17 protein-coding genes and 1 pseudogene are annotated in these 20,719 nt (G+C 68.5%); 2 read left to right on the forward strand and 16 right to left on the reverse strand.

What is annotated here, in order from left to right; genetic code table 11:
* Positions 1-57: 57 nt before the first annotated feature.
* The 9 genes from menD to AC1DCZ_RS11495 all read right to left on the reverse strand — a co-directional run bounded on the left by menD (position 58) and on the right by AC1DCZ_RS11495 (position 10,791).
* Complete coding sequence (gene menD, locus AC1DCZ_RS11455) at positions 58-1,776, reverse strand: 2-succinyl-5-enolpyruvyl-6-hydroxy-3-cyclohexene-1-carboxylic-acid synthase (protein ID WP_476974677.1); 1,719 nt, start codon at positions 1,774-1,776, stop codon at positions 58-60.
* On the reverse strand, positions 1,773-3,626 hold the full coding sequence (gene argS / locus AC1DCZ_RS11460) for an arginine--tRNA ligase (protein WP_476974678.1): 1,854 nt from the start codon (positions 3,624-3,626) through the stop codon (positions 1,773-1,775). Before argS ends, menD begins: the two co-directional genes overlap by 4 nt.
* Positions 3,627-3,793: 167 nt before the next feature.
* Positions 3,794-4,633: a COG4705 family protein gene (locus AC1DCZ_RS11465; protein ID WP_476974679.1), complete on the reverse strand. Its 840-nt coding sequence runs from the start codon at positions 4,631-4,633 to the stop codon at positions 3,794-3,796.
* A gap of 290 nt (positions 4,634-4,923) precedes the next feature.
* Complete coding sequence (locus tag AC1DCZ_RS11470; protein ID WP_476974680.1) at positions 4,924-5,664, reverse strand: class E sortase; 741 nt, start codon at positions 5,662-5,664, stop codon at positions 4,924-4,926.
* 155 nt (positions 5,665-5,819) lie between these two features.
* Positions 5,820-6,344 carry a DUF6993 domain-containing protein gene (locus tag AC1DCZ_RS11475; protein ID WP_476974681.1) on the reverse strand — a complete coding sequence of 175 codons (525 nt, stop codon included), beginning with the start codon at positions 6,342-6,344 and terminating at the stop codon, positions 5,820-5,822.
* Positions 6,345-6,475: 131 nt separating this feature from the next.
* A complete protein-coding gene (locus AC1DCZ_RS11480; RefSeq protein ID WP_476974682.1) occupies positions 6,476-7,531 on the reverse strand; it encodes an o-succinylbenzoate synthase in 1,056 nt (351 codons plus the stop codon).
* A gap of 434 nt (positions 7,532-7,965) precedes the next feature.
* On the reverse strand, positions 7,966-8,748 hold the full coding sequence (locus AC1DCZ_RS11485) for a permease prefix domain 1-containing protein (RefSeq protein ID WP_476974683.1): 783 nt from the start codon (positions 8,746-8,748) through the stop codon (positions 7,966-7,968).
* Positions 8,745-9,068 carry a PadR family transcriptional regulator gene (locus AC1DCZ_RS11490; RefSeq protein WP_476974684.1) on the reverse strand — a complete coding sequence of 108 codons (324 nt, stop codon included), beginning with the start codon at positions 9,066-9,068 and terminating at the stop codon, positions 8,745-8,747. Before AC1DCZ_RS11490 ends, AC1DCZ_RS11485 begins: the two co-directional genes overlap by 4 nt.
* Positions 9,069-9,378: 310 nt before the next feature.
* A complete protein-coding gene (locus AC1DCZ_RS11495; protein ID WP_476974685.1) occupies positions 9,379-10,791 on the reverse strand; it encodes a glycoside hydrolase family 32 protein in 1,413 nt (470 codons plus the stop codon).
* A 126-nt stretch (positions 10,792-10,917) separates the two neighbouring features.
* Here AC1DCZ_RS11495 and AC1DCZ_RS11500 point away from each other — a divergent pair, with 126 nt between their 5' ends.
* Together AC1DCZ_RS11500 and AC1DCZ_RS11505 are read left to right on the forward strand one after the other, a co-directional pair.
* Positions 10,918-11,874 carry a phosphatase PAP2 family protein gene (locus tag AC1DCZ_RS11500; protein WP_476974686.1) on the forward strand — a complete coding sequence of 319 codons (957 nt, stop codon included), beginning with the start codon at positions 10,918-10,920 and terminating at the stop codon, positions 11,872-11,874.
* Between the two features lie 293 nt (positions 11,875-12,167).
* Positions 12,168-13,397, forward strand: a complete 1,230-nt coding sequence (locus AC1DCZ_RS11505; protein WP_476974687.1) for an aminotransferase class I/II-fold pyridoxal phosphate-dependent enzyme — start codon at positions 12,168-12,170, stop codon at positions 13,395-13,397.
* A 7-nt stretch (positions 13,398-13,404) separates the two neighbouring features.
* On the opposite strand, the gene AC1DCZ_RS11510 is transcribed toward AC1DCZ_RS11505, so the two are convergent.
* From AC1DCZ_RS11510 to AC1DCZ_RS11540, 7 genes and pseudogenes are all read right to left on the reverse strand, one after another.
* Entirely contained in the window at positions 13,405-14,619 is a 1,215-nt protein-coding gene (locus tag AC1DCZ_RS11510) for an MFS transporter (protein WP_476974688.1), read from the reverse strand.
* 102 nt (positions 14,620-14,721) lie between these two features.
* Positions 14,722-15,459, reverse strand: coding sequence for a GAF and ANTAR domain-containing protein (locus tag AC1DCZ_RS11515; RefSeq protein WP_476974689.1), 738 nt, complete (start codon positions 15,457-15,459; stop codon positions 14,722-14,724).
* Positions 15,460-15,533: 74 nt separating this feature from the next.
* Positions 15,534-15,662: pseudogene (locus tag AC1DCZ_RS11520) on the reverse strand (MinD/ParA family protein); the annotation flags it as partial.
* Positions 15,663-16,210: 548 nt separating this feature from the next.
* A complete protein-coding gene (locus AC1DCZ_RS11525; protein ID WP_476974690.1) occupies positions 16,211-17,404 on the reverse strand; it encodes a MinD/ParA family ATP-binding protein in 1,194 nt (397 codons plus the stop codon).
* A 768-nt stretch (positions 17,405-18,172) separates the two neighbouring features.
* The gene (locus tag AC1DCZ_RS11530; protein WP_476974691.1) at positions 18,173-18,988 is read right to left on the reverse strand and encodes an MBL fold metallo-hydrolase; all 816 of its coding nucleotides are present in this window, start codon (positions 18,986-18,988) and stop codon (positions 18,173-18,175) included.
* Between the two features lie 184 nt (positions 18,989-19,172).
* Positions 19,173-19,304, reverse strand: coding sequence for a hypothetical protein (locus AC1DCZ_RS11535; RefSeq protein ID WP_476974692.1), 132 nt, complete (start codon positions 19,302-19,304; stop codon positions 19,173-19,175).
* A 227-nt stretch (positions 19,305-19,531) separates the two neighbouring features.
* On the reverse strand, positions 19,532-20,374 hold the full coding sequence (locus AC1DCZ_RS11540) for a LysM peptidoglycan-binding domain-containing protein (RefSeq protein ID WP_476974693.1): 843 nt from the start codon (positions 20,372-20,374) through the stop codon (positions 19,532-19,534).
* Between the last annotated feature and the right edge of the window lie 345 nt (positions 20,375-20,719).

The following is a 20,719-nucleotide window of genomic DNA, read 5'->3' on the forward strand; positions in this document are numbered from 1 at the left end:
GGGGTATTTTGCGCGTCGCCCGGCACAAAGCGCGTCGCCGGGCCGGCACGGAGTGCGTCAGTCCGTGGCGGGAACGCCGGAGACCGCGGCTCCGACGGCGGCCCGGATGCGGCGGTGCAGCTCCCTGAGTCCGTGCCTGTCAGTGCGGACCTCAACAATGCTGCGGCCCATCACCGGCTCGCCGAGCGCCTCGGCGAGTCCCGCCGTCGTGCCGACCACACGGTGGGCGACGCCGTACGCCGCCGCGAGGGCCCCAATATCCACACTGTGCGGGGTGCCGAAAAGGCGTTCGACGGCGTCGCCGTACCGGCCGGCCGCCTCAACCGCGCCGTGTTCCAGAAGCCCGAAGATGGCCCCGCCGGCATCGTTGAGCACCACGATCCGCAGGTCGGGCACAGCTTCCCCGGCCCCGAGCAGAAGCCCGCCGGCATCGTGCAGGAACGTGACGTCCCCCATCAGCACCGTGGTTTCCTGGCGGCCGCCCAGGGCAATGCCGGTAGCGGTGGCCGCGGTGCCGTCGATCCCGGCCAGGCCCCGGTTTGCGAAGACCGTGGCGCGCGGTTCCGGCGAGGGTGCACCGGCGAGGTCCACGTCCCGGATGCCGTTGGAGGATCCGAGCACGAGCTGCCCGCGGGCGTGCTCCCACACCAGCGCGCCCACGGACGGGCCGGTTGCGGCGGGGGTCGCGGACAGGACGAGGTCCACGGCGTGCTGTGCGGCGGCGCCGGCCAGGAGCCACGCGTCGAGCCAGGCCGGGGAACCGCGGCCGGCAAAGTCGCCGAGGTCCGCCAGGTTCTCCAGCGGCAGCTCGGTGCGGCGGCCGGGTTCGTACCAGGCCACGGGAACCGGCTGGTAAAGGGCCGAGGGGACGTCCGCACGCGCCAGCAGCTCACTGACCGGCCGGGAGAGCGTGGGCCGGCCGAACAGGACCACGCGTTCGATCGGCTGCGGGGAATCCGGCCCAAAGTGTTCCAGCAGCAGCCGGTACGGCCCCACCGCGTTGGGCCCGAACCGGGCATTGGACGAGGGTTCGGCGAGCAGCGGCAGGCCGTGCGCACGGGCAAACGCCTCCGCGACCGGCCCGGCGTCGTGCCCGGCAAGGACGACGGTGCGCCGCTCCGGCAGGGCAGCGGAGGCCGCCGGGAAGTCCAGGGTCAGCGGAACGTGGGCGGCCCGGTAGACCCGGCGCCCCGACTCGGCAGGAAGCCCCTCCGCGGGCGCCGGCACGAGGGGGTCGCGGAAGGCCAGATTCAGCTGCACCGGTCCCGGCGGGGAGTCCTCGAAGGCCCCGGTCGCGGCGCTCAGTGCTGTCTCCACGGCGCGCTGCGGGTCGCTGCCGGCGGGCACGTCGACGGCGAAGCGGACGTGCTCGCCGAAGAGGTCCAGCTGGATGGTGGTCTGGTTGGCGCCGGTCCCGCGCAGCTCCTGGGGCCGGTCCGCGGAGATGACGACGAGCGGCACGGCGGCGTGATTCGCTTCCATGACCGCCGGCAGGAGATTTCCAACGGCGGTCCCTGACGTTGTCAGCACGGCCGCGGGCGCCCCTGTTGCCAGGGCCAGGCCGAGCGCCGTGAACCCGGCGGAGCGTTCGTCGATCCGGACCAGCAGCTCCACCCGGCCGGCGGCGTCGGCCTCGGCCAGGGCGTAGGCCATCGGGGCGGACCGTGAGCCGGGCGCAACCACTACGTAGCGCACCCCGGCTTGGAGCAGCGAGTCGACGGCCAGGCGTGCGGCGGCGACGGATCCCAGGCCGTCGGCGGAGTCCGGCGCTGTCACATATTCTCCGGCGTCTCGATGCCCAGCAGTTCCAGGCCGTTGGACAGCCGTCGCAGGACCAGGGCGCACAGGGCAAGCCGCGACTCCCGGACGGATTCCTCGGTCTTCAGGACCGGGCACTGATCGTAGAAAGCGGTGAACAGTTGGGCGAGCTCAAACAGGTAGCCGCAGAGGCGGTGCGGCTCAAGCGCTTCGCCCACCTTGCGCAGCGTGGCGCCGTATTCCAGGAGGTGAAGGGCGAGCGCGCGTTCGGCAGGTTCGACGACGGCGATCGCCGCGGCCACACCGGTGGCGCCGGCGCCCCCGCTGCCGGCATCCCCGCCGCCGGCACCCCCGTTGCCGGCACCAGTGTGGAGCTCCAGCACGCCGGCCTTGCGCAGGATGGACCGGATCCTCGCGGCGGCATACTGCACGTAGGGCCCGGTGTTGCCGGTCAGGGCCAGCATGCGGTCGAAGTCGAAGACGTATTCGGTGTCATGGCCCGTGGACAGGTCGGCGTACTTGACGGCGCCGATTCCCACCTGGCGGGCCGTGACGGCGCGCTCCGCCTCGGTCAGCTCGGGACGGCTGGCGTCGATGACGGCACGGGCGCGGTCCACGGCCTCCTCCAGGAGGGCCATGAGCTTCACCGGGGCACCGGAACGGGACTTCAGGATCTTGCCGTCCTCGCCCAGCACGTTGCCGATCTGCACGTGCGTGGCCTCCACGGTGTCCGGCAGCCAGCCGGCGTCGCGGGCTGTGGCCATGACCATGCGCAGGTGGACGTTCTGCGGGGCGCCCACGACGTAGAGGACGCGGTCGGCCGAGAGGTCGCGGACGCGGTACCGGATGGTGGCGAGGTCCGTGGTGCCGTACCCGTAGCCGCCGTCGGACTTGCGGATGATGAGGGGCAGCGGCTGGCCGTCGCGCCCGGTGAAGCCGGCGGGGAAGGTGCAGAGGGCGCCGTCGCTGACCCGTGCGATTCCGCGGTCCTCCAGTTCCTGGCACAGTTGTGCCAGATGGGCGTCGTAGGAGCTTTCGCCGGCGATGTGGTCGTCGGTGAGGCTGATGCCCAGCATGGAGTAGATGGCGTTGAAGTAGCGCTTTGACTGTGCCACGAGCCGCTGCCACACGGCGAAGGTTTCCTGGTCCCCGCCCTGGAGTGCCACGACGCGGAGCCGGGCACGGGTCGCGAAGCCGTCCTCGTCCGTGGCGGAAGCGTCGAACTTTGCCCGGGCCGCCTGGTAGAACGCGCTCGGGTCATCCACCAGCAGCGCGGCCTCCGGGGAGTCCTCGCCGATCTCCAGCCAGTGCTCGATCAGCATGCCAAAGGGCGTGCCCCAGTCGCCGATGTGGTTCTGTCGGATGACGGTGTCCCCCAGCGCCTCGAGGACCTTCACCAGGCTGTCCCCGACCACGGTGGTGCGCAGGTGCCCCACGTGCATTTCCTTGGCCACATTAGGAGAGGAATAGTCGACGACGACGCGCTGCCCCTGCGCTTCGGCGGCGCCTTGCGTTGCGCCTAAGGCTGCCTCTGCAGGAGACGTCGCTGCCAGGGATGCGGCACCGGCGGCCTGTGCATTGAGCAGTTCCTCGATCCACGTGCCGTCGAACGTGAGATTGATGAAGCCCGGTCCGGAGATCTCTGCCGTGGTGCAGATGCCGTCGATGTCCAGGGCGTCCACGATCCGCGCGGCGGCGTCCCGCGGCGGCAGTCCGACTCTCTTGGCGAGGGCCATGGCGGCGTTGATCTGGATGTCCGCGAACTGCGAGGGCCTGATCACCGGGTCCGTCTGCCGGAATTCTTCGCCGAACGCGCTGGCAATAGCAGCCTGGACTCTGGGGACAACCAATTCGGCCGGATTATTCACAGTCCCAAATTATCAGTTCGGCTGATGATCAGTTCCCCGGGGGCTCCCCTGGAGCCGGACACCAGCCCTCGCCGTTGCGGAGTCCAGCCCACCGCCGCCGGCCGCCCGGGCCCAGGCCCGCGGCGCCGCAGGCCGCTGGGCAGGCACCATGCTTGCTGTGAGTGCCGCTATCGGCGGCCCGACGGGGCGTCTTCGCGCTGGACGTCCTTGCCGGTGACGGCGAGGTAGGCGACGAATCCGAGGATGGCTGCGGCCCATCCGAGACTGACGGGTCCGGAACCCCAGTCGAGTCCGCCGCGGACCGGGGAGACTGCCATCCAGTCGGCCACAGAAGCCCCCAGGGGCCGCGTGGTGACGTAGGCAAACCAGAACCCGAGGACGGGGTTCAGCCCCAGCCGCCAGCAGGCGATGGCCGGAACCGCGATAATCGCCGCAAACAGAACTGCCGAGGGTAGATATCCGAGCTGCAGCGTCATGGCAGTGAGGTCCCCCGCGGCCGTTCCGAGAGCGAAGGTGGTCATGACGGCTGACCAATAGAAGAATTCCCGCCGCGGTGAACGGATGCTGTGGATGGACAGCGTTCGTTCCGTGCGGTGCCACACCAGGAAGACGACGGCGAGGACCACCGCGAAGAACGCCGTCGATGCCGCATACGGCACGCCGAGCCCCACGTGGACGACGTCGGCGGCCATGGTGCCGACGACGCTGACCATTACGACGGCGGACCAGTAGATCCAGGGAACATAACGCCGGACGGCGAACTGCAACACCAGCGTGATGATCAGTCCTGCCGCCCCGAGCGCGACCGCGATCATGGGATCGAGCCGGGTAACCAAAAAATCCGAGGTCGTCTCGCCCATCCCTGTAGTGAGTACTTTGGTGATCCAGAAGTAGGCCGAGACTTCCGGGACCTTGCTGGCGGCATACCCGGCGCGGCGACGAAAGCCGCGGGGTTGGCGGGTCGCCTGGACGCTGTTGTGGAGGAGTTCTTGAACCGGCTCAGTCATGGAGGGATTCTCGCAGATGAACCTTGGCGTTCCCGACTCAAGGACAGGGCCCGCCACCCCGCAGCTGCAGCCGGCACCGCACGCACCCGTCGCAGCTACTCCGGCTGTGCGTCCGAAGACCGCGCCCGGTCCTACCCGACGGTTGCGTTGGTCAGATTGGTCACGTCGGCAATCCACGGGAAGACCACCTGAACCAGCCCAACCAGGACCCCCGCAAGGATCGCCACGGAAATGGCCGTCCTAACCCAAAGAGGCCCGGGAAGGTGTCGAAAAACCCAGCCGTACATTGTTTAGCCCTTTCCCTGCAGGTCGGCAAGCTGTTTGGCGATGGCCGCCGGCGGTCCGGCACTGAGCGGCTGGAATGAATCGAAGACGGAGTAGGCGATGATGCGCTCCTGGGACCCAAAGCGCGGATTGCAGCTGGTCAAGGTCAGGATTCTTTGCTCGGGCTTGACGCCGGGCTCAGTCGGCACCGGCGCCAGGACATCCGTCCGGTCCGGCAGCACGATCTCCTGGTTCCGGAAGACGTACGTGTAGAACCCGTCGGCAGTCTGGACATAGATCTTGTCGCCGGGCACGAGCGTATGGATGTTGTCGAGCACAGCGCCGTGGGTCTGACGGTGGCCAGCCAGCACGAAGTTCCCCACGCCGCCCGGCATCGCCGTCCCCTGGTAGTGACCCAGGCCGAGCGTGTCCAGGACATCCTGGCTGGTGCCCTCGATGACCGGCCTGCTGTAGTCGGCCCCGAGACGGGGGATGTAGATGACACCGATTGCCTGGCCGTGGCCCGGCGCCGTGCCCACCGGCGGGGCCGACGGCGGTGCCGACGCCCCTGGAGTGCCGCCTGCCGCCGTCGGGGGTTGGGCCGTCGTGGCGGGTGCCGGGTGCTCCTGGACAAACTGTTTCACGGCGGCCCCCTGGACGGCATCGGCTTCAACGTTTGTCCACCACAGTTCCCAGGCGACGAAGAGTAGGGCGATCACGCCGGCCGTAATGAGCAGTTCACCCACGATCTGCACGATCACCAACATGCGGCTCCGTCGGGCGGGTTTCGTTTCTGCCCGAACCTCGGAGCCTCGGCTCAGTACCCTAGACATTCCACTCCTGTTGCCGAGCCATCCCGATTGTCAGCGCCGCTCCCGGCGGCATGCTGGATCTCCGTCTGAACACCACTGAACGCGCCAAACTAGCCGTCAACCCGGCCAACGAAGCATCGCCCGTTCGTCAGAGCCGGTAACACCGATGTTTCCAGGTTTCCGGACCGGATCTGCGCCATCACGCATTGCCCCCCGCTCAGCACTCCGGCTTCCACCGCGTCCACGGCCAGCCCCGTCGGTGTCCGCGACGCGGCAACCTCCACGGCGGCCGGGGCAAACCCGGCCCCGGAAAGGCTCGCCAGTACCTGCTCCCGGCTCGGCTGCGGGGTCGATCGAGCCAGCGCCTGCAAAGCGACCTGCACCTTGTGCAAAGCGTCCGCCGCCGCGGCTGTTGGGGACGACGTGCTCGCGGCCTCCGGAACGTTCTGGGCCGGACCCGACGGTGACGCCGTCACCCCGGGCGTCGCCACGTTACTCGGCGCGGCGGGGGATGGCAGGGCAGCCGGGGCCGAACACCCGGCGGCGCCCATCATGATCAGCAAGGCCACGACGGCCGGACCAGCGCCCCAACGGCGGCTGTCCGTGCGGAGCCGTTCAGGGTGGCGGGAAGTCATTGGAACATCTTGTCATATCGGATCGGGCCCGTTTGATGCTGCTCCGCGCGGGGAAGCGTTGGCAGGAGCCCGCCCGGCGGTCGCCAAGGTGTGGGGGCGTCACGGACTGGGAACGTCACTGACTCTGAACGTCACGGTCCGGGAGGCCGTTGCCCCGCGGCCAGCACCGCATGGACCCGCCGCAGCCGGTCCAGCCACCAGTCCCGGCGGTCAGGCGCGGCGGCATGGGCGGCCAGCAGACCGGGGTCGGGGGTGACGTCGCGGAGGCGGATGGCGCCGTCGTCGGGGACCAGGGAGTCCCGGGTGACGTCGGCGGCAAGCAGGGACACCGTTCCGAGCCCGCACGCGTAGGGAAGTTCGGGGAGCGCGGCGGCGAGCGCCAGGCCGGCGCGGATCCCCACCGAGGTGTCCAGCGCCGAACTGACGACGGCGGGGAGGCCCGCCTTGGCCACGATGTCCAGGGCGCGCCGGACGCCGCCGAGCGGTGCCACCTTGACGACAATCAGGTCGGCCGCGCCGGCGCGGGCAACCTTGAGCGGGTCATCCTCCTTGCGCACGCTCTCGTCCGCCGCGATGAGCACGGGGACCCCGGCCGCCCGCAGCCGGCGCCGCACTTCGGCCAGGCCGTCGATGTCCGGCACCGGCTGTTCGGCGTATTCCAGGCCGACGACGGCGAGCCGGGTCAGTGCCCCGACGGCCTCAGCGACGTCCCAGCCGCCGTTGGCATCCACGCGGATGGCCGCGTCCGGGAGTGCCGCGCGGACGGCTTCCACCCGGGCGGCGTCGTCGTCGAGACTCTGGCCGGGCTCGGCCACCTTGACCTTGACCGCGTCCACCCGGCCGAAGCGGGCGAGGATTTCCGGCACACGGTCCGCAGGCACCGCGGGCACCGTGGCGTTGACGGGGATGGTGTCGCGCAGGGGTTCGGGGAAGCCCAGCCAGCCGGCTTCGATCGCGGCGGCAAGCCAGCGGGAGGCCTCCGCGTCGGCATATTCGGGAAAGGGGCAAAACTCCCCCCAGCCCAGCGGGCCGCGGAGCAGCAGGGCCTCGCGCTGCAGGATGCCGCGGAATTTCACGCGCATCGGCAAGCTGACCACATGGGCGCCGGCGAGGAGTTCGTCCAGGTCAGGGAGAGGCCCCACGTCGATTCCCAAGGGATCGGGGGCGGCGGCGGCTTCGGTGGGCATAATTGCACTCTACCGGCGACTTGGCGGGCCTACTTTGGCCGGTGCCACTTGGGGTGGCACCAATCTTGCCGGCACGGAACATCTACCATGACGGCATGGCGGCATGACGCTTATGTTCCATCGACGGCTCTGCGCTGCACGGCGCATACTGATCCCGTGAACACGACTTGGCTGGCCGCGCTCGTCCTAGTCCCGTGCTTGGGCATCTGGATATACAGCATCGTCGATTTCAGCAGGACGGTCGAGCGGGACATGCGCACGTTCCCCAGGGACATCTGGATCGTGGTCCTGGTCTTGGGAAGCGTCGCCGGCGGAATTGCATGGCTCCCGGGCGGAAGGCCTCAGCCGCCAGGCTCCCCGCGGCGGCCGTGACGCTACGCGTTGAGCAGCAAGGGCAGCTCCGAACTCTCCCTGACCACTGTCGCCGTGCGGCGTTATGAGCCCACGGGCTTCATGCGCATCCTGCGCAGGGCGGCCACCGCGAACACGGCGGCGAGCGGCAGTGCGACGACGGCGGCGCTCAGCCACGCGCCCGTGCCCTGCCAGCCTTGGACGGCGGCGTCGAGGGCCTGGAAGCCGGTCGCCGCGCCGGCGAGCAGAAAGGCCGCGGCCGCGAGCGACGGCGCGAGGCCTGACGGGAGCGCGGCTTCGCGGGGCAGGAGCCGCCATACGAGCAGGAGGACAAGGCCCAGCACCCCAAGGGCCACGCGGTATTCGACGACCTCGCCCCAATGGTGCTCGGCGGCGGCCTGGGCGCAGTCGAGGCCCGGGTAAGGCGCCTGCAGGACCGCGCATCTGGCCACCGTGTAGGCGACGCCCGGAAGGTCGCCGGCCACGAAGCCCGCGCCCCAGATCCGGCCCAACAGCTCCGAGAGGGCGCCGCTCACGCCGACGGCGATCGCGCCAACAGCCGCGAGGCCAACTATGGGCCGCACGAACGTGCGCAACGGCAGCCGCGCGACGTCGCGAAGTGACGGGCGCAGGACCGGCGTCACGGTGCCGACCGGGCCGAAGCGATGGACAGCCTCGCGCTCGGCGTCCTCCGGGTCGAGGCCCTGCCCACGGAGCCGGGCGGCGCATTCGCGCAGATGCGTTTCTGTCTCGGCGAGGAGCCTGCGTGCGGCGGCGGGATCGCCGTCGTGCGCGGCCACGAAGAGCGCGTCGAGGTATGCGTCAATGGGCCCCTCTTCGGTCCCGGCGCCGTTCTCCGCGCTCACGACGCCGCCCCAAGAACGCCCCGCACCGCCGCCGAGAAGCCTGTCCATTCCTCCGCCCTGCGGGCAAGCTCGGCATGCCCGGCTGCGGTGAGCGCGTAGACGCGCCGGCGGCCGCCGGCGTCGTCCGCCCAGCGGCTCGCGACGCACCCGGCCGCCTCGAGCTTGTGCAGCGCCGGGTAGACCGAGCCCTCCTGGAGTTCGAGCCTGGCGCCGCTGCGCTCGTGAATGCGCGCGATAAGCGCGTAGCCGTGTGCCTCGCCCGCACCGAGCGAGCCGAGCAGCAGAAGGTCAAGTTGCCCGTTCACTGAACTCCGTCCCATACCTAGGGAGTCTAGGTACAGGAGTCGATGCTGGCAAGAGGCCGCTGCGTCAGTTGAAAGAAGGCCCATCGCGCCGCTTTCTGCGCCGGGGCGACATTTGGCGCCACGAAGACACCGTCACTTGCCGCTGTGATCCACAGAGAAGTTCACATGGCCGCGGAGGTAACCATCAAAGGAGGCCCGTAGGCGCCTTGATGGGCCGGCGCGACTGGGGGTGAGACCCTGGGTTCAGGTGACTCGTCGCTGCCGGCCCCGCTCAAGGAGCGTGTTCCGGTGATAAAACCAACCGTTGAGTACGACTCTACGAACCTCACGCCGGCCGGGCACGAGTAGTCCCTACTTGTCTTTGCCCGGATGCCGGAGTTCCCAGACGTCGGCCGCCGCGCCATGGGGCAACTCGAGCTGCCACTCCTCCCCGGCCGCCGGGTATGCGCGCACGGTCGCGGCCACGGATCCGTGGCGGTAGACCTCCACGACCGAGGAATCGACGAAGATCCGGCGCTCGTCCCCCTCCGGCGACGGTATCGGCGAAGACCGTGCGGCGCTGCTTCGACGAAGCGAGCACCAGCCGGAGTCCGCCCTCACCGCCGGTGGCCGCGGCTTCGGCGTGTGCCGGCAGGTGAAGGGTTCCGGCGGCGCACTTGAACAGCGGCCGGCCCCTCAAGGCCGTAAGTTCGGCCGCCGGTTCGACGGCAAGCACGCCGCCATGCACCATCAGCCGGCGCGGGAAGGTCAGCACCCCGGCCCAGCCGGCATCGTCGATCGCCTGCTGGCTGCGTCCGTCCCGTTCCGCACTGCTCCTCGCCTCGGCGGACCAGCCCCACAACAGGGCCCGGTCCGGGAGGGACAGAATCTGCGGGGCATAGAAGTCGGGTCCGAGGTCTGCCTTGCCTCCGGTGCCCGGCACATAGACCGGCAACCCTGTGGAGGCGTCCGCGGCGAGGGCTCCGAGCAGGTAGCCGGCCCCGCCGGGGTGCCCGGCCGGCGTCTGGGGGTCGGCGGCGGGCTGGTCCGGCATCTGGGGGTCCGAGGAGAGCCGGAGCGAGGCCATCAACAGCCACGTTTCCGCGCCGGATGAATCCGGGACCCGGACCAGCTGGGGACACTCCCAGATCCCCGCGGGAAGATGCCGGGCGGCGGCTTCGTTCCTGGACGTGAGCCAGATGCCTTCGTATTTCCACGCCCGGATGTCGTCGACGCTGTAGAGCAGCACAGCCGCATGTCCGGAGGCCAGGCCCGCGCCCTGGATGGCGAAACGGCGGCCCTGGAACCGGAAAATGTAAGGATCCCGCACTTCGGCGAGCTGCGGCTCCCGGGGTGCGGCTGCGGCCACGTGGCCGTCCTGCCGCCAAGTGGTGAGGGCCTCGACCGCGCTCGCGAGCACCACCGGGGATCGCCCGCCCTGTTCGACGCCGCCCGAGTACGCGGCGACCGGGACGCCGCCGTCGTCAGTCACGACGCCTGTCCAGCAGCCGAGCGCATCAGGGCCGCCGGGCTGCGGCCGGAGCGCGACGGGTTCTTCCACCCACCGGAGGAGGTCGGGCGAACTCAGGTGGCCCCAGCAGATCGCGTGGTGACGCGCCGATTCCGGGTTGAACTGGAAGAACACGTGGTAGCGGCCGCCAACGTAGCTCAGTCCGCAGGGATCACTGATCCAGCCCGCCGCGGGTCTCGGATGGAACCGCGGGAAAGCTGCGTCGGGATGGCTGGCCACCATGTCCATGGCCACAGACTACCCGCGCGGGGAACCGCTGTCGCAGCGATGATGCCGGGAATTCTTGCCGCGACGCCTCCTCCGGCGCCGGGGCCGCTCAGGCAGCTCGCAGCGTTCTGTGGGAACCTGTTAGCGATGATTTTTCGGCAGGAACGCACCAGCACGGACCCGTCTGCGGAGTACCCGCAGGCTCCTACGCGCGCCCCGGCACGCCAGCAGCGGATCCCCGGACGCGGCACCGGGATCCTGTTCCTGCTGGCCACGCTTTGCTGCGTCGCCGCTCTGGCCGTCACGTACTACTTCTTCGTGCGCACCACCACGGGCCAGTTCATTGACGAATCGGCGCTCGTGGAATCCGCAGGCCTCAACGGGACCGCCGGCAAGGCCGCCACCGGGCTCCTCGACTGGCTGCCCGCACTGTCCGTGCTGATTTCCACCATCGTGGTCCTCTTCGTCACCGTGCTGCGGCGCCGGTGGGCCGCCGCCGGCATCGCCGTGGCGGCCTGTGTGGGCGCCAACGTGGCCACGCAGATCTTCAAGGACCTCGTCCCCGTCCGGCCGGACCGCGGGATCCAGACGCTGGAGCTCAACTCGCTGCCCTCCGGCCACACCACCATGGCGGCGTCGGCCGCGGCCGCGGTGTTCCTCATGGTGTCTCCCCGCTGGCGGCCCCTGGCCGGCTTCCTGGGCGGCAGCTTCGCCGTCGCCACCGGGGTGTCCACCTTGATCAACCAGTGGCACCGACCCGCCGACGTGGTCGCGGCATTCCTCGTGGTGGGGGCCTTCATGCTTCCCGCCGGCTGGCTGATCATCCGCACAGGCCCGAGCTGGAACGTCTGGGACGGCTACGGGGAGCATTGGTCCGCAGCCCGGCTGTGGGTCGCGCTTCCCGTGCTGGCGGGTCTCGCCTCGGCCGCCGTGGCCGCGTATTCCCTGCTGAAAATCGCACCGGGCCCGGGCCAGGAAGGCAGCACCACCAACTACTTCTGGGCCGGAACCTCGCTGATAGTCATCGCCGGGTACCTCGCGACGGTTGCGGGTATGTGGCTGTTCGGACACGCGGTACGACGGCGGGACGCACCGCTGGGCTGACGCACGGCCGAGCGGGTGCCCGGCGACGCGCAAAAGACCCGTCGCTGCGCAAATGACCTGTCGCACCCGGAATTCCTGGAGCGTCAGGGCATTTGCGCGTCGAGGGGCAGGATGCGCGTCGAGGGGCAGGTCGCCCGTCGCCCCATCGCCCGCCCCTCCCCACCCCGCAGTGCCTTTACAGTCCGAATCCGCGAGGCCACAATTGGTCGAACCACAGCCTCCACTGGCTCAGCAGCGCGCTGGCACACCAGCTGTATTGACGAGCAGGGGGCTGCGGCATGAACGGAAACGGCATGAACGAAGTCAGCGGGGCAACGGCGTCAGTACGGGCGAAGACGATCGCGTCGGTGCCATCGCAGCGCAGAATCACCGAATTCCTGGAATCCTCGGCCTTCGCCCGGCACCAGAACAAGCCCGGCATCTGCGACTTCGCATTCGGCAATCCCCAGCAGATGCCACCCGAGCGGTATGTCGAGTCGCTGAGGACCGTGCTGACACCCCGCAACGCGCAGTGGTTCGCCTACAAGACCAATGTTGCCGAGGCTCGGGCGGCGGCCGCTGCCTCGCTGCACCGCCTCCTCGGCCTGCCGTTCGAGGAGGAGGACGTTTTCCTGACGACCGGCGCCTTCACAGCGATTCCCCTGGCGTTGAAGGCGGTCGCCGACCCCGGCGACGAGGTCATCTTCAGCCTGCCGCCGTGGTTCTTCTACGAGCCCCTGCTCATCGAGGCCGGGCTGGTACCCGTCAAAGTCAGGGTCGACCCCGAGACGTTCGACCTCGATCTGGCGGCCATTGGCGCGGCAGTTTCGCCGCGGACGCGGATGGTCATCGTCAATACGCCGAACAACCCGACGGGCCGGATCTATCCGCCGGCCGAGCTGGCCAAACTCGCCGCGCTGCTGGAGGAGGCATCCGTCCGCAACGGGCGCAGGATCTACGTTCTCTCCGATGAGGCCTACAGCCGGATTGTCTTCGACGGGACCCAGTTCCACAGCCCGGCCGAGTTCTACCCGTACACCCTGATCTCCTACACCGTCGGGAAGACCCATCTCGCGCCGGGACAGCGGATCGGCTACCTCGCGTTGCCGCCCGCCATGCCGGAACGCGGCGATCTCCGGGAGGTGCTGGCGGCGCTCCAAATGGCGCTGGGCTGGATCTACCCCAATGCCCTCATGCAGTACGCCCTGCCGCTGCTGGAGCAGTTCTCGATCGACATCGAAGAGCTGCGGCGCAAGCGCGACCTCCTCGTGGACGCGCTGACCGGGATGGGATACCGGCTCCAGTCGCCGGAGGGCTCGTTCTACCTGTTCGTCCACTCCCCCATCGCCGACGACGAGGCGTTCGTTGACGCGCTGGCCCAAAGCGGCGTGTTCGTGCTGCCTGGTGTCTTGTTCGAAACCCCGGGCTATTTCCGAATATCGCTGACGGCCAGCCAGGAGATGATCGAGCGAAGTCTCCCGGTCTTCGCCGCGGCAATCGCGCGCAGCGAGCAGGCAAACCAGGGCAGTGCTGGGGCACTCTGAACGGGGGTCAGTAGTTCCGGCGGTGCTTGAGCCGGGGAATGGTGACGGCGAAGACGGCGGCGGCCGCGAAGCCGAGCACGCCGGTGGCGGCCACGCCGGCACCAAGCGAGGCTATGGCGGTCACGCCTGATAGGAGCACGGGACCGCCGGTGGCGCCGGCGTCGGCCATGAACCGCCAGATTCCGAGGAACTGGCCGCGGCCGTTGTCGGGCGAGAAGTCGGCCCCGAGGGTCATGTTCAGCCCGGAACTGATCCCGTTGCCGAAGCCGATCAGGAGGGCCGCCAGCATCAGGCTTGCGAAGCCGGTGCTGAGCGGAATCAGGAACATGGCGGCGCCCATGATGATGTTGGACGGCACCGCCACCCACTGCCGGCCCTTGCGGTCCATCAGCTTTCCTGCCGGATAGAAGACCAGCATGTCGATCGCGCCGGAGATTCCGTAGATGAGGGATGCCTGGGTGGCGTCCATACCCAGGTGCTCGGCCCACAGCGGGATCACCACCTGGCGGGAGGCCCGGATCGCGCTCAGCAGCAGCACGCCCATCCCCACGCTCAGGAACACCCCGGAATGGGACACGGCGACGCTGCGGAGCGTGGGCTGCGGCACGGGAACGCCGTCCGCCGGCGCCGGATGCGCTACCAGATCGGGGATGGTCACGGACAGCGCCGCCGCGGCCGCCATGGCCACGACCCCGGTCCAGTACGCACCGGTGATGCCGGAGAAGTGCATCACGGCGGCGCCGATGAAGGGTCCGATGAAGATGCCGATCCGGTTGACGCCGCCAAGCGTGGACAGGGCCCGCGCCCGCAGGAGCACCGGCACCGCTTCCGTCAGGTACTTCTGCCGGGCCAGGCTGAAAACGCTCGCGGCCATCCCGACGACGACCATCGCCGCTGCCAGCAGACACAGGCCCGCCGGGACAAAGGGCGAGATGGCGGCTGCCGCGAGTGCGAAGGCGCTGGCGACGGCGGCGCCCACGATCGCCCAGCGTTCGCCGAACTTCAGCGTGATGAGCGACGCCGGCAGGTTGAAGAACCAGGACCCGAGGCCGATCAGCGTGACGATCAGGGCTGCGACGGCCACGGAGGCGCCAAGGTCGCGGGCAGACAAGGCGACCACCGGCAGGATCGCCCCTTCGCCGATGCTGAACAGCAGCGCCGGCCCGAAGGCGGGGACGGCGACGCTGCGGAGGCTGAAGGAGGCTTGGCGTGTAGTGGTCATCCCCTTCATCCTAGGGCGGGCGGCCCACCCCGTGGCGCACCCCAGGGCGACACCCGTGGCTCCAGTGTGCCGGCCGACCTCGTCACCGCGCCGCCCAACAGGTTAGGCGTCGAAGTGGGTATGGACGTCGCCGCTGGTGAGGTTCCGCAGCACTTCCGCGGCGACGGCCCGGAGCTTTTGGTTCCGGTTGCTCGAGACGCGAGTGAGGATGGCCATGGCCTCCTCCTGGGAGCAGCGGTTTTGGGCCATGATGACCCCGCAGGCAAGATCGATGGCTGTGCGGTTTTCCATGGCGGCCTGCAGGTCCTCGGCGCGGGACTGGACAGTTCCAATCCTGACCGCCAGGCGGAGGGCCCGGCCGGCAAGGTCCGCGAATCCCGCGGCCTCGGTGATGATCTGCTCGGTAAAAAGCCCCGTGTCCGCGCCGAAGAAGTTCAATGCGGCGGCCGCGTCCTCACCGATCTCCAGCGGCACCCCGAGCGTGCTCCGGCAGCCGTGTTCCGCGAGCTGCCGCTGGTAGGCGGGCCAGCGGGGGTCCGTGCTGACATCGGCCAGCAGGATCACGCTTTTGGTCCGCAATGCCTCGATGCAGGGCCCCTCGCCGAGGGCCTGCTCAATCCGGTCAAGCGTGAGGGCCCGCGGACTGCTCCCGGCGACCGTCATGGTCCGCTTCCGGCGCTGGAGCGTCACGCCGCACTCGATCTCGGCGCCGACCATCTTGCTCAGTGTGGCAGCGGAGAATTCCGCGAGACGGCCCAGGAAGTCCTCGACGTTCTCCGTCCCCATGAGAAGGTCCTGAAGGTGCAGGGCGGATTCGTTCCCGGCGTAGTTGTTGGCCATGCCTAAATGTAAAGCGGCGCGCAAAGGGCACACAACACGGATCGCCGCCGTTACGCCGTCGGCGCAGTCGCTGGCTAGGCGTACCCGTCCACGATCGCGGCCGCGATCTCGCGGTAGGCGCGGCGCGTTTCCGGGCGGAGCACGTCCAGGGTGACGAGGTCGCCGTCGGCCACTCCGCGGTCATGCGGCACCGCGATCAGCTGTTCAACTCCCTTGTGGACTACATCACCCCCAATGGAATCACTATTGCCAGCATCCAGGACACCCTGGGCACTCTCCTGCGTCTTCCCTAGCACGTCTTGGAAATATGGTCCGGCCCAGAGCACTAAGGCCGATTGCTGGAAGCAAGATGATTCCGGCGGCGATGGACAAGCTTGTCCAAGCCGCATCCTGCAGAGTATCTGCAGTCCGACGCTCGGGGCGCGGGCGCCGCCAAGGTCTGATGTACATCAGATTCGTCATGCTCGAGTTTATGAACCAGCCATACCTGCGCGCCAGAGTAGCAGATTCGCGCCAGAGCAGCAGGTACGCGCCGCGGGGATCGAACAACACTTGGCAAGTTACTTGGGGCGCCTTAATTTTATAGGTGACGCCCCGCCCTCGTGCGACCCCAAGGAGCCCCACACGGGAGTGGTGATATTTAACGTCAAGCGGCTTGAGGTGCCTATTCCTCGGCGAGTGTACCGTTTCGGTGCATCGCCGGGTCCGTGGCCCGGACATGACCCGCTAATGTTCCTAAAGCGTGAACGCTTTACTGGTACCCGTCCACGATCGCGGCTGCGATCTCGCGGTAGGCGCGGCGCGTTTCCGGGCGAAGCACATCCAGGGTGACGAGGTCGCCGTCGGCCACTCCGCGGTCATGCGGCACCGCGATCAGCTGGCGGCAGATGCCGGACAAGTGGTCCTCGATCGCGTCCTTGTCCACCCGGGACGAGACTTCGTCCTTGTCAGTGATGACGACGACGGCGTTGCGCGCCAGTTCCTCGTAGCCGTGGCTGGCGAGCCAGTGCAGCGTGCTGCGGGCTCGCTTGGCACCGCTGACGGCATAGCCCGCCGCGATGATCAGGTTGTCCGCGGACTGCAGGATGCCGCTCATCGCATTGTGGGTGACGCCGGTGCCGCAGTCGGTCAGGGCCACGGAGTAGTAGCCGGAGATGAGCTTGCGGATGCGCAGGTACTCCTCCGCGGTGAGCGAGTCGGACACCTCCGGATCCTGTTCCCCGGCGATGAGGTGCAGCCGGCCGGCGTGGTGCATGTACCGGGCCAGGGCCGTGAGGGAGTCGATGGATTCGACGTTGCGGAGCAGGTCGGTGATGGTGCGCGGGGTCTGCTGCTGGTAGATGCCCTCGCCGAGCGCACGCTCCACGAGGTCACCGGAGTCGGGGTTCGCGTCGATGGCGCACGGCGGGTCCCCGCGGAACTCGGCGAGGGTCAGCCCGACGCCGACGGTCGTGGAAGTCTTGCCGATGCCGCCCTTGAGGCTCAGGACGGCCGTGTTGTAGCTGCCCTGGAGCTGCCGCGAGATGCGCCTGGCGAGCTCGTCTTCTTCCCGCTGGCGGGCGCTCGGGCCCAGGTTCAGGCCGCCGCCGGTCATCTTGTAGAGGGCGCCGCGGAACCCGCCGACGGGGCGTGGCTTCTGTTCCCGGACGAACAGGCCCGGGGAACTGATGAAGTCGGGCACCGGGCCCGAGGCCAGGGCCGCCGCCCGGCTGGCCGACCGCGTGGAGCGTGCGGGCTGGGCGGGCACCGAGGGGGCTGTTTCGGGCGCGGCGGGCATGGCTGCACGCGGGGGAAGCCGCGGGACCGGATCAGGAGCCGTGCGGCCGGCGGCGGGGCGGGCGGGAGCCTGGGTCGCGTCCGCGGCGGCTGCGGCTTCGGCCCAGGATCCGCTGCGGACCGTGCTGGCCACCGGGGTGTCGACGTCGTCGGGCGAGATGCTTGGCATGGTTCCTGTCGGGGGGTCGGAGTCATCGCGCCGGCGGTCCCGCCGTCGCCGGAGCTCGGGTAGCTCCGCCTCGAGGGCAGCGTTAGCAGAAGTGTTGTCCACCGGTTCCGGCATAAGTGTTCCCCTAGGACTGACAGCGCAGACCGCTGCGGCGCTCGTTTGAATAGGTCCAAAGAGCAAGTCTAGGCGCAAGACGCATCGGCCCCCGACAAGGAAGCGTTGCGGAGCGGGGAAAAGGTTACGGATTGACCGAGTTAGAGGCTGCCGAGCGCCATGACGACGACAGCGGCCGTGGCTACGGCCAGGACCGCCAGGCCCACGTACGCAGGCCACTTGGGGCGCGAACGGTGGGGGTTGATGTCGAGGTACGGCACGGTCAAGGCTCCTGGTGTTGAGGGGTGGTTGCAAGGCGTCGGCGTTTGAGCCGAAGCATCGCGTAGAAAACAGCGCCGAGAAGCACAAGGATCCCCAGCAAAGTCGAAAGGGCAAGGAAATAATCGAGCAAAGTCACAGGTGAGACCTCCTGGATTCAGCGACATCGTCTGTGGCGTGCCGCGGATCCCCATCCACCGGGCGAGCTGAGCGCTAACGAGAATTGAAAAGCTTGGTGAGATCCTGATCTCCCCCAAAGAAGTTACCGTAGGACCGGACCAAGATACCCGAGCATTGACGGCTTCAGGAGACCCTGAGGAAATCCTTGCACTTCCTAGCGTTTGGCTCGGTGCGTTTACCCGGGAAACACGGAGGGTGTCAGCCGCAGGCAGCGGCTCAGCGGTGGGCCCGCGTCTCCTGCAGCCGCTTGATGAACCAGCGGGACTGTTCCGGGCCGTACGGGAGGATCGGGATGGCTTTGGTGGCGTCGTCGGGCGTTTCCCGGGTGGCCTGGGTCGCCTGCCGCACCGCCGTGGTCATGGTGTTGGCCATGGTCTTGACGAACTGATCGCTGCACGGCTCCCCGTGCCCCGGAATCAGGAATTCGTAGCGGTGGCGCAGTGCGGAGAGGTGCCGCAGGGCATCGGCCCATTCCTCTGGGTAGGAGTCCTCGAAGGACGGATGCGAGCCTTGTTCCACCAGGTCGCCCGCGTAGAGGGTGGTGGCCGTCCCCACCAGCAGATCCCCGTCGGTGTGCCCGCGTCCCAGGTAGAACAGCGTGGCGGTGAGTCCGCCGAGGTCCACGAGAACGGGCTGGTCCTTCACAATCGCGTTCGGCACCACGAGCTCAACGTTGCTGCCATCACCGGCTGCCATCTCCGGCTCCTCTGCGGCGACGAGGGGGCGCTGGCTGTCGCCGTTGTCCCCGATCTCCGAGGCGCAGTTCTGGTGCGCCCAGAACTCCGTCGTTCCGGAATCGGCGAAGACCGCGTTGCCGAAGAAGTGGTCATAGTGGGCATGGGTATTGACGACGACGACCGGCAGCTGGGTTTTTTCACGCACGGCATCGAGGATGTCGCGGCCCTGACGGGGGCCGCCGCCGGTGTCGATCACCATGGCGCGTTCGGTGCCGACAACCAGGCCGGTGTTGAGCAGGGAACCTTGGGTTGTCAACACGTAGTTGTCGGGGCCAACCTCGAGCCATCGTGACATTAAATCTCCGTATTCCGGCGTGGGTGTTGCGATGTTCAGGCCTCGATTCTACCAACGCCGGGCTGGCAATTCGCTGGAGGCAACGGCTGAACACCACCCCCGAATCCGCGCGGGAGTACCAACGCCGGGCCGGTCGCCTGGCGGTTGGGCGGCCTGCTCGGTCCCACGCCCAATGGGACGGACGCTAATGCTGCAATGCCAAGACCACAACGACGGCGGTCACGGCGGCCAGCAGGGCCAGGCCCACTAGGGCCATCGCATGGAACCGCCGCCGCCGGAGCTCGTGTTTGACGTACGGTACATATTGTCCACTCACGCTGGCCGCCTTCTGTAGGTGCGTGCTGGCCAGGTTCCGCTCTGGCATGCTCTTTGTCGTCATTTACCGAAGCTAGCGTTTGCCCTGAGACGGCGGACAGAGTGTCAACTACTCGTCTTTGGCTCGGATAATACTTAGAGATTCAAGATCGTGCGGCGCCTGCAGTTCTCCTGCAGGCGGGATCTCAGGGCACGGAATTCATGCGGGGGCACGCAAGGAAACCGGTTCTAGTTCAGTGCGATGAGCAGCATCTGGTTCGTCCCTGGAATGCACGTCTGCAGGATCGCCCGGGGGAAGCCGCCGAATACGGCGGCCACGTCGTTGGTGGTGCCGTACTGGGGGACCTGCCCGCGGCCCGTGGCCGTATAGGTTCCGAAGCCGGCGATGGCCACAGTCTCACCGACGCCGATCCCGGAGAAGCGCGCCCACCCTCCGCAATAGTCGTGTTCGGTGATGAACAGCGAGTAGGCATCCGTCGGGGTGAAATGGATCGGGCCGATGCAACGGTCCACCATGGCCTGGCCTCCGGCGCCGGCAACGTAGATGGTCCGAACCGCCGCCGCGACGGCAGCGGTGGCCGCGACAGCTGTGGTTTCGGAAGCAGCCGTCGCAGCTGGAGCCGGTGCAGGATCGTCGAGTGGAGGGCCCGAAAGTTTCAGCGTCTGGCCAGGGAAGATCAGGGAGTACACGCCCAGCCCGTTGGCGGCAAGCATCTGGTAGGCATCGACGCCGAAGCGGGTTGCGATAGCACTGACGGTATCGCCCGCCACCACCACGTACTCGTTGGTGGCAGGTGCACCCGCTCCAGCGCCTTCCGGCACGGCTGCCGGTGCGGTCTCCACCACCGCAGCTGGGGCGGCGGACGGCACGGCGCCCGTGCCGTCGGCAGGCGCAGTCTTGACGTCCTCGGGAACGGCCTCGGTCGTGGCCGTGGCCGTGGGGACAGCGACCGCCGAAGAACGCGGGTCCAGAGAGTCTTGCGCGGGCTCCACGCTTGCGGCCGGAGGGCTTTGGGTGGTCGCTACTACCGGCGTCCGGGCGGCCGGTTGAGCCGCCAGGAAAACTGCCATGGCGCAGACGATCAGGAGACCCACGGCGGTGACCAGCAGCGTGTAAGTTTTTCGTGCAAACCGGCGGCTTTTCGGAAGCGCGTTTTCCTTCGGGTCCATCTGAACCAGCCCGATCCCGTTACGGCTAACCGGAGACCATATCCAGGAGCCCCCGCTCACGGCGTCCAGACTGTTCTGCCCAGACCCGATGACCTATGGCCTATGCTCCGAGATGCGGTTATGGATAGCCCGGGCCCAGCGCCGGATTAATGCCGAGTGTAGGGACACTGAATGGGCTGCGCACGCGTAGCCCGCCCTCAATGATCCTGGCGAATTACCCGATATCCGGGATCGGGCTACGCGCGT

The sequence above is a fragment of the Arthrobacter sp. 10N418 genome, from assembly GCF_056394725.1.